Origin of the sequence: Alteromonas stellipolaris, from assembly GCF_001562115.1 — a bacterium.
Taxonomy (GTDB): Bacteria; Pseudomonadota; Gammaproteobacteria; order Enterobacterales; family Alteromonadaceae; genus Alteromonas; species Alteromonas stellipolaris.
On sequence record NZ_CP013926.1, the window covers coordinates 3,887,634 to 3,903,081 of the forward strand.

General features: G+C 43.2%; 10 protein-coding genes. 5 read left to right on the plus strand and 5 right to left on the minus strand.

Annotated features, from left to right (window positions below; translation table 11 throughout):
• Positions 1-15 precede the first annotated feature (15 nt).
• Positions 16-2,520 (plus strand): ATP-binding cassette domain-containing protein, encoded by a 2,505-nt coding sequence (locus tag AVL57_RS16475; RefSeq protein ID WP_138118244.1) that lies wholly within the window; start codon positions 16-18, stop codon positions 2,518-2,520.
• A 139-nt stretch (positions 2,521-2,659) separates the two neighbouring features.
• On the opposite strand, the gene AVL57_RS16480 is transcribed toward AVL57_RS16475, so the two are convergent.
• The 3 genes from AVL57_RS16480 to AVL57_RS16490 all read right to left on the minus strand — a co-directional run bounded on the left by AVL57_RS16480 (position 2,660) and on the right by AVL57_RS16490 (position 6,108).
• Positions 2,660-4,051, minus strand: a complete 1,392-nt coding sequence (locus tag AVL57_RS16480; protein WP_057789485.1) for a DEAD/DEAH box helicase — start codon at positions 4,049-4,051, stop codon at positions 2,660-2,662.
• A gap of 510 nt (positions 4,052-4,561) precedes the next feature.
• Positions 4,562-5,176 carry a bifunctional 4-hydroxy-2-oxoglutarate aldolase/2-dehydro-3-deoxy-phosphogluconate aldolase gene (gene eda, locus AVL57_RS16485; RefSeq protein ID WP_013782684.1) on the minus strand — a complete coding sequence of 205 codons (615 nt, stop codon included), beginning with the start codon at positions 5,174-5,176 and terminating at the stop codon, positions 4,562-4,564.
• A 29-nt stretch (positions 5,177-5,205) separates the two neighbouring features.
• Positions 5,206-6,108, minus strand: a complete 903-nt coding sequence (locus AVL57_RS16490) for a sugar kinase (protein ID WP_231701231.1) — start codon at positions 6,106-6,108, stop codon at positions 5,206-5,208.
• A 520-nt stretch (positions 6,109-6,628) separates the two neighbouring features.
• Between AVL57_RS16490 and AVL57_RS16495 the strand changes: the two genes are divergently transcribed.
• Together AVL57_RS16495 and AVL57_RS16505 are read left to right on the plus strand one after the other, a co-directional pair.
• Positions 6,629-7,360 (plus strand): FadR/GntR family transcriptional regulator, encoded by a 732-nt coding sequence (locus AVL57_RS16495; RefSeq protein ID WP_057789480.1) that lies wholly within the window; start codon positions 6,629-6,631, stop codon positions 7,358-7,360.
• Positions 7,361-7,806: 446 nt separating this feature from the next.
• On the plus strand, positions 7,807-9,132 hold the full coding sequence (locus AVL57_RS16505; protein ID WP_057789476.1) for a mechanosensitive ion channel family protein: 1,326 nt from the start codon (positions 7,807-7,809) through the stop codon (positions 9,130-9,132).
• On the opposite strand, the gene AVL57_RS16510 is transcribed toward AVL57_RS16505, so the two are convergent.
• Together AVL57_RS16510 and katG are read right to left on the minus strand one after the other, a co-directional pair.
• Entirely contained in the window at positions 9,129-9,614 is a 486-nt protein-coding gene (locus AVL57_RS16510) for a hypothetical protein (RefSeq protein WP_057789474.1), read from the minus strand. The two genes, AVL57_RS16505 and AVL57_RS16510, sit on opposite strands and share 4 nt — an antisense overlap.
• 388 nt (positions 9,615-10,002) lie before the next feature.
• Positions 10,003-12,303: a catalase/peroxidase HPI gene (gene katG / locus AVL57_RS16515; protein ID WP_061093601.1), complete on the minus strand. Its 2,301-nt coding sequence runs from the start codon at positions 12,301-12,303 to the stop codon at positions 10,003-10,005.
• A 507-nt stretch (positions 12,304-12,810) separates the two neighbouring features.
• Here katG and AVL57_RS16520 point away from each other — a divergent pair.
• Together AVL57_RS16520 and AVL57_RS16525 are read left to right on the plus strand one after the other, a co-directional pair.
• Positions 12,811-13,389, plus strand: a complete 579-nt coding sequence (locus tag AVL57_RS16520; protein ID WP_057789472.1) for a porin family protein — start codon at positions 12,811-12,813, stop codon at positions 13,387-13,389.
• 173 nt (positions 13,390-13,562) lie between these two features.
• Positions 13,563-15,413 (plus strand): monovalent cation:proton antiporter-2 (CPA2) family protein, encoded by a 1,851-nt coding sequence (locus tag AVL57_RS16525; RefSeq protein ID WP_057789470.1) that lies wholly within the window; start codon positions 13,563-13,565, stop codon positions 15,411-15,413.
• Positions 15,414-15,448: the final 35 nt, after the last annotated feature.

Consider the following 15,448-nt stretch of genomic DNA (forward strand, 5'->3'; position numbering starts at 1 on the left):
GTTAAAGAGAACAAAATGGCAGAGTTACAAGCAGTAAGCGTTACCATAACTTCCTTGAGTGGGGTTGAGTCGGAATTTGTCCTGTCGCAAAACGGTGAGTTCGATATTGGTCGTTCTGACACTTGCTATTCAAGCATTAATGCTGAGTTATTATCGCGGCGGCATTTAACGTTGCGCTACACAGATGGGCAGATTTTTGTTACCGATAATAACAGCTCTAATGGCAGCGCTATTGGCGACGTGAGATTGATTGGGGGGCAAACCTATGCAGTACAACTGCCCAGTACTATTTTATTGGCCAATGGCAGCATTCACGTTCAGCTTTCATCTGTTGCAGAGCAACTAGCTTCAAATTCACCACCCAATACACTAAAACCGACTACGTCATCGCCTTCATCGACTTCACATTTAACCGGACAGGGCTTGAATTTGGCGTCTAATTTGGATGCTGCACCGCAAGGGCCTATAACCCACAGCGGATCAGGAAATGACGAGCTTCATCAACTGTTGTTAACCCACGGGCAAGTATTAATTGGTCGTTCTTACGACTGCAATTACGTAATTGATTCGCTACAAGCTTCACGCAAACATGCGTTGCTTACGCTTTCTAATAATCGCATTACCCTTAAAGATCTTGATACAACCAATGGCACCTTTGTAAACGGCGAAAGAATAGCTGGCTCAGTAAACATCACCGCCACTGACGAAATTACTATTGGTACTACAACGTTTGCGATTCAAACCGGAACTGTAGAACTCAAATATGCCATTGTGGCAGATAATATTGAAAAGGTTTATGCCAAGGGGATAGTTGGCCTGAACACCATGAGTTTGAAAATACCCAGTCAGCAATTTATTGCCCTAATGGGCCCTTCTGGATGCGGTAAATCAACCCTTTTGAAAGGCTTAAATGGCGCCAATCCTATTACGTCAGGTGCGATTACTGTTCAAGGCTTAAAGCTTAATAATAGTAACTACAATACCCTTAAGAAATACATTGGCTACGTGCCCCAAGACGATATTGTGCACGGTGAATTAAGTGTGGAAAAGACCCTTTTTTACGCGGCCAAATTACGCATTTCAGACGACGTAACAAAGCAGGAAATCAAAAATAAAATTAGTACGGTATTGGCAAGTTTAAACTTAGATACCGACGCTATCAGAAAGAGTAAAGTGAGTGATTTATCCGGCGGGCAAAGAAAACGAGTATCTATTGCTGTAGAACTACTTAACGATCCTAAAATACTGTTTCTTGACGAACCCACCTCCCCTTTAGATCCCGAAACTATTGAAGATTTTTTATCGTGTATTAGGCGACTAGTGAGTAAAGGCCAAACGGTTATTATGGTAACGCATAAACCCTCGGATTTAGACTATGTTGATCAGGTTATCTTTTTGTCGAAGGGGGGATATCAGACCTACTACGGCGATAAAAACCAGCTGCTTAACCACTTCGAAAAAGACAATATCATTGAAGTGTATTCTATGATGAAAAATCCTAATCAAGGCAAGCGTTGGTACGATCACTGGGTGAGTCAAAACCCGGCTTCTGAACTTAGCGTTAAGCAGGAAGTACTTGCGAATAAGTCGAATACCGCGCTTTTAGGGCAATATTTCTGGCTATGTGTTCGCTATTTTAATATCAAACTTAACGACCACGCCAATTTGCTTCTACTGCTTGCTCAGCCTCTTATTATTGGGGGGTTATTGGTCTTCATATTTAGCAAGTTACAGGTCAGCGTAATGTTTATGATGGCGGTTTCCGCCGTGTGGTTTGGCGTAAGCAACGCTGCCAAGGAAATAGTATCAGAACTGCCCATTTATGAACGAGAACGCATGTATAACCTAAACATCTTTAATTATATTGCATCTAAATTAACGGTACTGTCGATTATTGCCTGCATTCAAGTTGCCATATTCATCGGGATTACTCATTTAGCTTACAGCGGCGGTAATAGCGTTAATGGCATTAGTGAAGAGACACAATTATGGAGTATAAGTAGCACCGCGCTCTTTATGCTGCTGTTATCGGTTTCTGCCACCCTATTCGGATTGTTTCTATCAGCAGTTTTCACTACAACCGAAAAAGTCATGACCTTTGTACCTATCGCCCTTATGCCTCAGATTATGCTTGCTGGTATTATTGCGCCATTAGATAACAATATAAAAATTCTACTTAGCTATTTAACGTTAGGTCGCTGGGGAACGGAAGGGTTTGCCCACATTCAAGATGAAGCCGCTAGAGAGCTAGGTAAATGGACAAATGAAAAAGCCGATATTCCTGCTTCGGTTATGCAACGCGTGTTAACTCCACCCACAACGGGAAACGAAAATAATGCCGCAGAATTCACCACACAAGGCGCAATGCAGCAACTCAATTTATATGACGATAAGTCAGGGATGGTGAGCTTATTTCCTGAAAGTTTTACAGGAGTAATTATTGCCATCACATTGATAAATATATTGGCTTTCTGTGGATTGTTACTTGCACTTCGAAGCAAAGATAAACGCTTTATTTAGCCTTAACTGTTGCAGTGAATTAGTAGCAGAGGATTAGCCGCGAGAAATTTTTGATAGTAAAGTTTGCACAAGAAAATGGCAGCGAGTAGTTTGCGGTTAGCCATTAGCGGCAGTAGTCTTACCTGCCGCTATGATAATCTTAAGCTTTACTCGTTGGCGCTCTACGCGAGCTAGGTTTGCCAGCGTTTGAACGACCTGAACCACTAGGTTTTCCAGAGCCGCCTGGCTTGCCAGAACCGCCCGGTCTGCCCTGCCCACGAGGTCCATTTCGGCTACCTGAACGACGTGCGGGCCTGTCACCTTGGCTATTACCGTTACCATTGCCACCTTGAGATTGGCGCGGACGCTTAGGCTTGTTTGGCTTTTTAGGCGCTGACAATGTAGTTTCTGGTACTTTAGCTTGAGGCTCGAAACCTTCAATAACGTGGCGCGGAAGCAGTTGTTGAATAAGGGTTTCGATATCTTTAAGTTGATCTAGTTCATCAATACTAACGAAAGACCATGCTTGACCACTCGCCCCTGCTCTACCAGTTCTGCCAATTCGGTGAACGTAATCAGCTGGCGTGTTTGGCAAGTCGATATTAATAACAATCGGTAGCTCGTTGATATCGATACCTCGGGCAGCGATATCAGTTGCTACTAGCACATCAATGTCACCACTTTTAAACTCAGACAGCGCCTTAGTACGTGCACCTTGGCTTTTATTGCCATGGATTGCTGCACTGGGAATACGCGCTCGACTCAGTTTGTCTGCAATACGGTTAGCGCCATGCTTAGTTCTACTAAACACTAACACCTGCTTCCAACCATTTTTCTTAATTAGACTAATTAAGGCTGCTGTTTTTTTAGACTTGTCGATAGGCACTAAATGCTGCAGAACGGTTTCAACAGTAGTATTAGCAGGTGCCGTAGACACTTTTTCAGGGTTGTTCGTAATAGTTTGCGCCAGCGTGGTTATTTCAGACGAGAACGTGGCTGAGAACAATAGAGTTTGTCGCTTAGTTGGCAACAATTTAAGAATACGCTTTATGTCATGGATGAAGCCCATGTCTAGCATTCTATCCGCTTCATCTAACACCAAAGTTTCTAGTTGGCTGAATTTCACCGCGTTTTGTTGGTAAAGGTCAAGCAAGCGGCCTGGGGTGGCGATAAGTACATCAACACCTGAGCGTAGCGCTTTCATTTGCGGGTTAATACCCACACCACCAAACACCACGGCGGTTTTAAGTGGCAAAAATTCACTAAACGATTTTACGTTTTCTTCCACCTGAGCCGCGAGTTCACGGGTTGGCGTTAAAATAAGTGCGCGAACACAATTAGATGCAGCGGGTCTGCCATCCAATAAACGGTGTAGCAAAGGTAAAGAAAAGCCCGCGGTTTTACCTGTACCTGTTTGTGCTGCTGCCAGTATGTCTTTGCCTTCAAGAATAATGGGAATAGCTTGCTGCTGAATTGGCGAAGGCGTTGTATAGCCCTGTTTTTCAATAGCTTGTAGTAGCGGGGCAGCTAGGCCCAACTCAGAAAAAGACATGGATAACTCCTGGAAATAAAAATTAGGTTACGCAACGTAACCGGTCTGCGCTGAAGGGTTATCAGTCTGAAGCAGGTGTAAAACGGTAAAGTTCGTAATGTGAAACGCGAGAGGGACTTGCAATAGTAATTATAAAAGCAGAAACAATTATCAAATTAAAATAGTACCTACAAAATGCGGGCGCATATTACCACTGTTTAGCCTCACTCGCTAGGTTAATTTTTAACCTTGATCGTTAAGCTCGTATGCATAGATACAAGAAATGGTATAACGGTGATTCTATATTTCCGTTTTCAATACGTAATTATCGAATTCGCTTGAAAGCGCTTATTCAAAGTTGCGTGCAAAACAGCCTATTATTGACTATCTCATTAGTGAAAACGCAGTGGTTTACACCATTTTGCCAGTAAGTTAAGAGAAAAATCATTTGCAGTAAAAAAGACGGGCTACCAGAAGTAAGGGTAAGCCCCTTACTCTGGCAGCAACTTGTAGAATTGACGGTTTTCTTGACTATTTAACGTCTAGGCACGCATCAGTAATAGCTTGCCAGTTTTTCGCTTCAACCCACTCAGGCTTTGCTACCCACGTTCCACCCACAGCAAAGATATTGCTCATGGATAGGTAGTCTTGGTAGTTACTTTCCGATACACCGCCAGTTGGACAGAAACGTGTATCTTTAAATAGACCACCAACGGCTTTTAAGAATGCAGCACCACCTGAAAGTGACGCTGGGAACAACTTCATTTCACGAAAGCCATGTTCTCTTGCTAATACAATATCAGCAACGGTGGAAACGCCTGGTAATACAGGTAATCCACAAGCTGTTAATGCTGTGAGTAAGCGCTCGGTGACGGCTGGCGTCACTATGAAATCAGCGCCCGCGTCTTTAGCAATTTTCAATGAAGCTTCATCGATAATCGTTCCCGCGCTTACAATCATTTCAGGTAGAGCTGCTTTTATCGCTGTAATGGCTTCGGCAGACTTTTCTGAGCGAAGTACCACTTCTACCGTGCGCAAGTTCGCTTCATACATCGCTTTAGCGATATCTACACCATCGTCTGCGTTATTGACTTGGATAATAGGTAAAAGCTTCTGCTCTCCCATAATTGAAGATATAGAATTCATAGTTTTCTCTGTGTAATTTTGCGTAAGGATCAGGTTAAATTTTTACTAAAGAGGCTATAAGCGGTGGCATCCACAATGGCGCCTTTGTGCTGGATAACAAATCCCGCGCTTTTGGAGGCTTTCTCGACCGCTTCTTTTTGTGACGAATCTTCTAGTCTTGCCCCAAGATAAACGCCGTTGAAGGCATCTCCTGCAGATGTTGTATCGACCACATTCTCAACGGGCGTAAGCGGGACTTGAGATATATCGCCCTGCTGGTTGATAACGGTAACAGCGTCACTGCCATTTTTTATAATCACTTCGTCGAAGGTGTAATCACTTAAAAATTTCAGTGTTTCGTCAATAGTGTCTATGCCATATAAGAAGTTGAAGTCTTCAATACCAGGAAGAATAATATCTGCTAGCTCATAAGCTTTAGCATAGAGACGCTTGGCGTCGTCTTTACTTTTCCACAACGAGGGGCGGTGATTGATATCAAAGACTAACTTAACGCCAGCCGACTTTAATCGGGTTAATAAAGAAAAATACGTCGAAAGGTCTTCTTCGTTTATTATCGCTAAGCTAATGCCACTAAACAACACCATGTCGAAGGCGGTCATTGCGGCAATATCGTTGCTGTCGAGGGTTTGCATCATGCTTTTTGCAGCAGAATCCGAACGCCAATAAACAAACGAGCGTTCACCAGTATCGTCAGTATAGATACGGTAAAGACCTAGGTGCTTCTCTTCATGTCTGCCAATAAATCGTGGATTTATTCCTTCATTGACAGCATGCATGACCATTTCATCACTTAACGCATCCTTGCCAACGGCACTGATGTAATAAACATCATGTTGAGGAAATGTACGTTTCATATAAACGGCTGAATTATACGTGTCACCTGCGAAACCTTGAGAGAGTAAGCCGTTTTCGGCTTCTCTAAGCTCTGACATACATTCGCCAATAAAACCAACTCTCATGCTACACAGACTCCAATTTAATATGCACTGTCTACTTAACGTAGTAGCCGTTCAATCCGAAGGCCAGCGAAAGGTTGATTACAGATAGACTTCGCTTACCTAATCGCCACTTTTATGGGACTATCGTCGATATCGTTCACTGCTATCCAGTATAACTAGATATGACAGCTGTCTCGCCTAATCGCACTGAACCTATACTGATTTCACTTTTTGCTCGCCAACCATGGCCATATAAGCCATTTACGATGTTCATTTTGTGTAAAAGAAATGTCACACGAAAAACACAATCTAACCAATTGGACGACCAAATACAACCAATTTATTTTACCAGAGCAATGACCAGTTATTACCAAGCATGAATATCTAGAAATTTAATCATGCTTTTATTTGTGATTAGCATTGCGATATTTGTCGCACTTTGCGAATAGACACACTTTCAGGCTACAATCTGTGTAACAGCGACGTTACCAATATATGTAAATAAGGTTAAAACATGAAATCTCGCCGGCTTTTCTGGAGTATTGTAGAAAAACTCGAAGACTTAATCGATCAAGGTATATGCCCAGCTGGGAGTCGACTGCCAGCGGAACGAGAGCTAGCACAGACCTACAACGTGAGCCGCCCTACTATTCGTGAAGCAATAATCGCACTAGAGGTTCGCGAACGAGTGGAAGTGAAAACTGGATCAGGTGTTTATGTAATAGCGCAAAAAAATCCCCAGCACACAGTAAAACCTATTAGTGCTTTCGAGCTTACTCAAGCCAGAGCATTGATTGAAGGAGAAGCTGCTGCGTTGGCCGCATCTACGATAAGCGACGACGAGGTGACTGCGCTTAAAAAAGCCTTGTCAGATATGGCCTCCCCCGCTCTTGCTGATGAAGCGGACCAACGTTTCCACCATATTATTTCCCAAGCCACACATAACCATGCAGTGCAGCTTTCGGTTGAAAATTTATGGGAGCTTCGTCGTTCAACACCTGAAATAGTGGCGGCCTATAACGATGTCTGCTCTCAAGGTATTGACCAACGAATAAAAGAGCACACGGAAATTTTCAACGCAATTGCTAGCAACGACACGGCAGCGGCTCGCAAAGCCATGCACAGCCATTTTAACCGTTTAATAAATGCATTATTTGATGCTAGTGAAGCAAGAGAGTTAGAAGAGGTTAAACGCAAGACGGATAAGACGAGGGGCTTATATTCAATTTCTCATCTAAGTAAATAAATCACCTGTCTCGCTTAAATGGTGAAAATCCTTTTGCGTTTAGCACAAACAAAACAGGCTTCTTTCGAAGCCTGTTACTTAGTAGGGTACTCAGAGTATTTTTATTTTTCTTGATATGAGTTTGTATTTGAGTAAATCTGTTTTTACTAATACGGATGTCTAAAAAGTAGCGCGTCAGCATTAGTCGCGTTAACTTCAGCTCAAAATATATAAACATCACGCCACTTTGTCAACCACAAACAAGAAAAGATATTACCAATAAGCATTACCAATAAATAATGAGCGCCTATAACGTTAGGTTCATCAACCAGGATAGTTTTGTATAAATACGTATTCTGTGTACGAAATTGCTTTACGGCATGCAAAAATCAGTTTAAAAAGCGCGCTATTGTTTAGTCTATAATTTCGAGTATTCTGCTCGTCATGGTTTTGCGAATTATAATCAAATGATCCTAAATACGTTTTTCGACTTCATACAAGAAAAATGGACCCTGATACAAGCATCGGTGTATACCTCGACGTTTCTCATTCAAGTTTTGCTCATTGCGGTGATATACGCGCTTGCCTTTATTCTAGCAAGGCAAGTTAGAAAGCCTTTTAAGTTTACACGGGAAGCGCCAAAAAGCGGGGCACATACATTACACAACATGCTATTCAAACTTGGCGGTACACTATTCCCCGTCATTACCATCAGCATACTAAAATTGACTACGGTGCTAGGTGAGCAATTTCAGTTCGATGCTTGGGTGCTTGAAGTAGCAGTTGTTGTGGCAGTCATGTTATTTGTTGCTTCCATGATTAGCGGTTTTATAGACAACCCCGTTTTCGCTGGTTTCATGCGATGGATAGGCTTACCTATTTTATTTCTACACCTAGTCGGTGTATTACCGGTTGTTACCGGTGCGTTAGAATCGATGTCGTTATCCATTGGTAATGTCGATATTTCAGCCTATGGAATAACAAGGGTATTCCTCTTCGGCGGCTTGTTGTTTTGGTTAGGCCGAGCATCGAATACCCTCGGAAAAGACATTATTCGCAGCCACACCACGCTAGATGTGTCTACGAAGGAAGTGTTCGCTAAACTCTTTGAAGTTGCCTTATTTTGCATTGTATTCCTGCTACTACTCAACGTAATGGGAATAAACCTAACTGCCCTGGCGGTTTTCGGTGGTGCACTGGGTGTGGGCTTAGGCTTGGGACTGCAATCTATCGCTTCAAACTTTATATCAGGCATTATTATATTGCTTGATAGATCGCTTACGGTAGGTGATTTCGTAGAACTTGAAGATGGCCAAAAAGGTATAGTGCGGGAATTCAAAATGCGCTACGCGGTGCTGGAAACTTTCGACGGTAAAGACATACTCGTACCTAACGAAAAGTTTATTAGCTCATTACTTATAAACTGGACCCACAAAGATCCGAAACAGCGCTACCGCATCGATTTTTCAGTTGCTTATAAAACTGATATTCGAGCAATGGTAGAAATTATAAAAGATGCAGTGGCCCAACATCCTCAAGTTATTAGCGGCGAAGGCATACCCTTTGAAGAACTGCCTGATTGCGAAATTGACAGTTTTGGTGACTCAGGCGTTAATATGTTCGTTGAGTTTTGGATGGATGGCGTTGATGATGGAAAAAACCGCGTTGGCGGCGACCTTTTATTAACCGTGTTCGAAACACTGCGAGAGCACCAGATTGAAATCCCCTTCCCTCAACGTGAAGTGCGTGTGGTCAACGAAAATGGTATTGGTATTCGAAATACCACGCCCTAGTAGCGAGAAAGTAACACATCCCACTGCCATTGGGCATCACGCAGATTTAGCAGGTCGATAAAGTTTTGATAATCGGCCTGCCCCATAGCATGGGCCACCGTTTTTAGTTGAGCCTTGGCTCTTATGGCTTTTACTTGTAGCAACTCTAAGCGTTTGTCGGCATTTTCACCAAAGTTACTGTCTAATATTAGATTGGCTTTTTGATTTGCATCCCAAAAGGTGAGCACGTAACCAATGAGTTTTAGATGTACACCTATCATCTGCTTACTTTCCAGAACGTGGGCTAACGTAGATGTCGCCAGCCTTTTTTTAAAACCACTTTCCGTTTCTGGTTTGGCACTATCTGATAAGTGGTCAAGGGCTTCTTTGTATTCTTCAATGAGCCTAATATGCTGCTCGCCCCCATACTGTTCACTTGAAAGTGAAGCCAAATCTTCGGCTAGTATTTCGAGGTTCACAAGCTGTCGCTGTATAGTTGCCATGATTATTTATTAAATACTTAGGTATGCTAGGTGGTTTTATGGGTTATTAGCTGATGCATCAGTATCAATCACTACCTTCTCATCACGACTTTGCAGATATTTTCTGCCTTCAACATATCGCTTTCACTACCTGACTTCACTGCTCTGACTGTCATGCCTTCATAGTCACTTCTATGCAGTTGCTTCTCTGGCAACGCAAGGAGGTAAATTACAACATTGCTAGCGCGTATTGTTTTTTATCTTAGCTATTCAGTGTATAGAAAGTTTGCGGCAGGTGCAGCGTTAATCTTTGGTATCTTTCTTACTTCTTTCACGTAGTGTTTAATTTCTTAGCAATAAAAAAACGCGGGCATGCCCGCGTTCTTAATAAGTAAGTTAATCTTTAACTTTAGCGCTTCAAAGGACTGCTTAAGTCATGACGTAAATCGAAGCGGTCTAGTGTCATCACTTTTGTCCACGCATCTACAAAATCCTCGACGAATTTAGTTTTTGCATTGTCATAAGCGTAAACTTCTGACACGGCGCGCAATTCACTATTTGAACCAAACACTAAATCAACAGGTGTAGCTGAGTAGAGCACTTTACCGGTTTTACGGTTTATGCCTTCATAAACCGCAGCGTCGTCTGTTTTTCTCCACTTAACATTCATATCAAGCAATGTAGTAAAGAAATCGTTGTTCAGCGTACCCACATTACTTGTGAACACACCATGAGTACTATTGCCATTATTTGCACCTAAGGAACGCATACCACCAATTAACACCGTCATTTCTGGAACGGTTAAGTTCAGTTGGTCGGCTTTATCTACCAACATTTCTGCAGGTGAGCGATAGCTAGTCTCTGCATTGTAGTAGTTTCGAAATGCATCAGCTGTTGGCTCTAACAGTGAGAACGAGTTCACATCAGTTTGCGCTTGCGTAGCGTCACCACGCCCTGGAACAAACGGTACCGAAACTTCAACGCCTGCATCGGCAGCCGCTTTTTCAATAGCGGCTCCACCTGCCAATACAATGAGGTCAGCCAACGAAATTTTAGGGCTTGATGCTTTACCGCCATTAAAGTCTTTTTGTATCTCTTTTAACGTAGATATAACAGCTTTAACGGTTTCAGGTTCATTTACCGACCAATCCATTTGTGGTGCAAGTGCGATACGCGCACCGTTTGCGCCCCCTCGGTAGTCTGATGCTCTAAAGCTTGCTGCAGAGCCCCACGCTGTTTTAACCAACTGTTGTACGCTAAGGCCCGAATCTAAAATAGCCGCTTTTAACTTTTTAGCATCGCCATCACTTACCAACTTGTGATCAGTGTTAGTAACCGGGTCTTGCCATACAAAATTTTCTTCAGGAATATCGTTTCCAAGATAACGAGCTTTAGGGCCCATATCGCGGTGAGTTAACTTGAACCAAGCTTTCGCAAAGGCGGTTTGATATTCTTTTGGATCAGCAAGAAAGCGTTCCGCTATCTTGCGATATTCAGGGTCGTACTTAAGGGCGAGGTCTGCTGTTGTCATCACTGGCGCGTGTCGCTTCCCTTCTACATGAGCGTCTGGCACTGCGGTTTGCGCCGACTCATCAGTAGGTATCCATTGAATAGCGCCTGCAGGGCTACGAGTTTGTTTCCACTCAAAACCTAATAGATTTTGTAGATATAAACTGGTCCATCGCGTTGGAAGCTGCGTCCACGCCCCTTCTAAACCACTCGTAACTGTATCTTCAGAATGCCCCTTGCCGCAGTTGTTTTTCCAACCTAAGCCTTGTTCTTCAAGACCTGCACCACCAGGCTCTGCTTCTAAACAGTCGGCAGGCTTGTGAGCGCCGTGCATCTTACCAAAGGTATGTCCACCTGCGATTAGCGCCACTGTTTCCTCATCGTTCATGGCCATACGATTAAATGCGGTACGAATATTCTTCGCTGATCCCATAGGATCAGGTACACCTTTAGGCCCTTCTGGATTAACGTAAATTAAACCCATGTGAGTCGCGCCTAGTGGGCGTTGAAGCTCACCGCCTTTTTCTTCGCGATCACTCGCCAACATTTCTACTTCTGGCCCCCAATAAACCATATCAGGTTCCCAGTCATCTGTTCGACCACCGGCATAACCATAGGTATCAAAACCCATGTTTTCCATACCTACCGTGCCGGCAAGTATCATGAGATCTCCCCACGATAATGCTTTACCGTACTTTTGCTTTATTGGCCAAAGTAATCGGCGTGCTTTATCTAAGCTTGCATTATCAGGCCAGCTATTAAGCGGGTCGAAGCGCATTTGACCACCGTCGCCCCCGCCTCGACCATCTAACGTACGGTATGTACCTGCACTGTGCCATGAAAGTCGAATAAAGAAAGGGCCATAGTTTCCATAATCTGCTGGCCACCAATCTTGCGAAGTGGTCAGTAATTCATTCACATCAGCTTTAACTTGGTCTAAATCAAGTGAGGAGAATGCTTTTGCATAGTCAAAGTCGTCACCAAGTGGGTTTGAGCGGCTATCGTGGTCTCTAAGTTGAGATAAGTTTAATTGTTCTGGCCACCAAAAATTATTCGTTCTTGCTTGAAAAGGTTGAACCATGCCAGTCCCTTTTGCGCCGGCTGGCTTGCTAATTTCATTGTCAGCAAATGAATGCGAAGTACCTAGCGCCAACGAAATCAGACCTGCTAATGTAGCTTTGCGTACCCTGGTAATTTTCATGTTGTTGTCCCATTTTAGTGTGTTTACCCGCCGCACGTGAATAGGTACGAAAAGTCACCTACCCATAACACTTCGCGGTTAACAATTATTTCACATAACTAAGATAGTTAGAGGTTAGCTTAAAAGACAGTTAATAAATTGAATGAACCCGATAGGAAATACTGATTAAGATATTTTGTGCTTAGACATCGCATCCCCAAAAAGTATTTTGTTCACATTAGTCTTGAAGGAAGATATTGCGTATTTAAGGCGCTATGTACTCTTTTCATACTGTAAGAAAGTTATGCCGTACAACTTTTAATCGGCGGCTAAAACTTGTTCAATACCAATCAAACATTAAGTTAGATCGTGAAACTCTTTCCCACTATTTCCCTCATTTAAGACAATTTTACGCTGGCACGCCGATTGAATAGTCAGTGTTATCAAACGTGAAGCATTTCATCTTCACGTGGATCTTCCTTTACTGGAAGCTAATGGAACGTTGGAAATTAAAACGAGGATGTCATTATGAAAAACACACTTACAGCACTTGCAGGTATTGCAGCACTTACATCATTCGGTAGTTACGCTCAGTCGAATGACTACTCCGTCGACGAAAGTGGCTTTTATGTCGGTGGTAACTACGGATACCTTCGCGTAGAAGGTGAAGACGATTTTGATGACGACAAAGATGTATGGCAGGGATTACTAGGCTATAAATTTAACGAGTGGGTTGCGGTAGAAGGTAGTTTCATCGATTTCGGTGACTATGGCAACGATATCGCTGGCGGGGATACCGATGGGTACACGGCAGCAATTAAGGGTATCCTTCCGGTAACAGACCGTTTCTCTTTGTACGCGAAAGTAGGTCAATTATGGTCAGAAACTGAATACAATTTAGGTGGTATTTCTAGCGACTACGATGACGAAAGTCTTTTCGTTGGCGCAGGTTTAAGCTACGCCATTACTAAAAACTTTTTGGTTAACGCCGAATACACAGTGTACGACGCAGAGCTAGATGCGGACGAAGCAGTAGATGATATCGACGACACTAATTTCGAGACAGACCTGAAGCAGGCAAGCATCGGTGTTGAGTACCGATTCTAAATACCAAAGTTAATTGAGTTATACCTAAATGCGGCGCTGCAAAGCGCCGCATTTTTATTTGCATCCCTTGCTATAAACAGTTACCTCAAAAACAGATAAATGATTATCAAGCTAACCACATGTTTTTGAGATAGCATAAATAATTCATATAACCGAATAACGGCAGAGACTCCATGCTAACACTTGCTCTTATCTACCTTGGTGCTGCGCTAATTGCTGTACCTATTGCTAAACGATTGGGTTTGGGCTCAGTGCTAGGCTATCTCATTGCCGGCATTCTTATAGGACCATTTGTTTTATCGCTAGTAGGCGACCAAACCGAAGTCATGCATTTCGCCGAGTTTGGAGTAGTAATGATGCTGTTTCTTATTGGGCTGGAGTTGCAACCTTCCCGCTTATGGACGTTACGCCATTCCATAGTAGGCCTAGGTGGGCTGCAAGTGCTACTTTCTACTGGGGCTATCTTTGCCATTACCTATTACGGATTAGGGCTTGCTTGGCAAAGCGCATTAGCAATTGGCTTGATGTTAGCCCTCTCATCAACCGCTATTGTTATTCAATCATTGGAAGAGAAAGGCTGGTTAAAATTAGACGCAGGGCAAAATAGTTTCTCGGTACTGTTATTTCAAGATATCGCCGTTATCCCTATTTTGGCACTTATGCCGTTACTCTCATTTCTTCCCGCCAGTGCCGTTGATGGTTCGAGCCACTCTCTAGTATCGGATTGGTCAGCCATGGGTAAAGTGGGTATTTCTATTGCCGTGATTGTTACCATTATCCTAGCGGGCAAATACATTTCCACCCCTATATTCAGGTACATATCCCAAACCCACATGCGAGAAATATTCACGGTTTTCGCGCTATTCTTAGTGATTGCAATAGCACTACTCATGCAGACCGTGGGCCTTTCTCCGGCTCTAGGCACTTTCTTGGCGGGCGTGGTGCTTGCAGAAAGTGAGTTTAGGCATGAACTAGAAGCTGATATTGAACCCTTCAAAGGGCTGCTACTAGGGCTATTTTTCGTTACCGTTGGCGCATCCATTGATTTCGGATTATTAGCTGAGAACAGTTTACTTATTTTGCTGCTGGTTGTTGGCCTTGTCGCTATTAAAGGCTTAGTACTTTATGGCTTAGCCCATCTGTTTTCGATAAATTCTCGTCAACGATTGTTATTCACGTTAGCCCTAGCACAAGGCGGGGAATTTGCCTTCGTGTTGCTTTCGCTATCTCGAGAATTAAGTATTTTAAGTTCTGAGGAAGCTAATATTGTCACCTTAGTAGTGGCGCTTTCCATGGTTATTACCCCATTACTGTTAATGATTTACGACCGCGCACAGAAATTTCAAAAGTCATCAGCACCTGCATTTGATAAACCTGAGGAAATAGAAGCTTCTCGACACGTGATTATTGCGGGCTACGGTAGATTCGGACAAGTTATTGGACGACTGTTGAAAGCCCAAGGTTATGAAGTAAGTGTGCTTGATCATAGCCCTAGTCAAATCGACTTGTTGAGACGATTTGGCAACAAAGTTTTCTACGGCGACGCCGCCAGAAAAGAATTATTAGAAGCAGCAGGGGCGAACACCGCCGATCTGCTTGTTATCGCCATTGATGATCCACACAAAACAATTGAAATTATCGACATTGCCCGTAAGCACTATCCAAACTTGAAGCTAGCGGTTCGTGCTAGAGACCGGCGACATGCTTATGAGCTTATCCGTATGAAGGTCGGCACGTTTAACCGAGAGACTTTCGACTCAGCATTGGTACTTGCGGTTGAATCGTTAAAATTATTAGGGAACGATGATATCGACGCCGAACGTGCAGGAAGATTATTTAGAGAACATGATGTTGAGTCTATGAATTTACTTGCTGAGTTGTGGGGCGACGACCACTCTTATGGCGTAGCAATTAAACAGCGGATGGATGACCTCACCCAAGTATTAGCACAAGATACTGAAGCAAAAGATAAGTTTAATACCTGCGACAGTACCGTTAATCCCAACCAGGCTAAAGAAGAGTAAGGTTAAAAAGGATGAGGCTAAACAAGGGTGATACT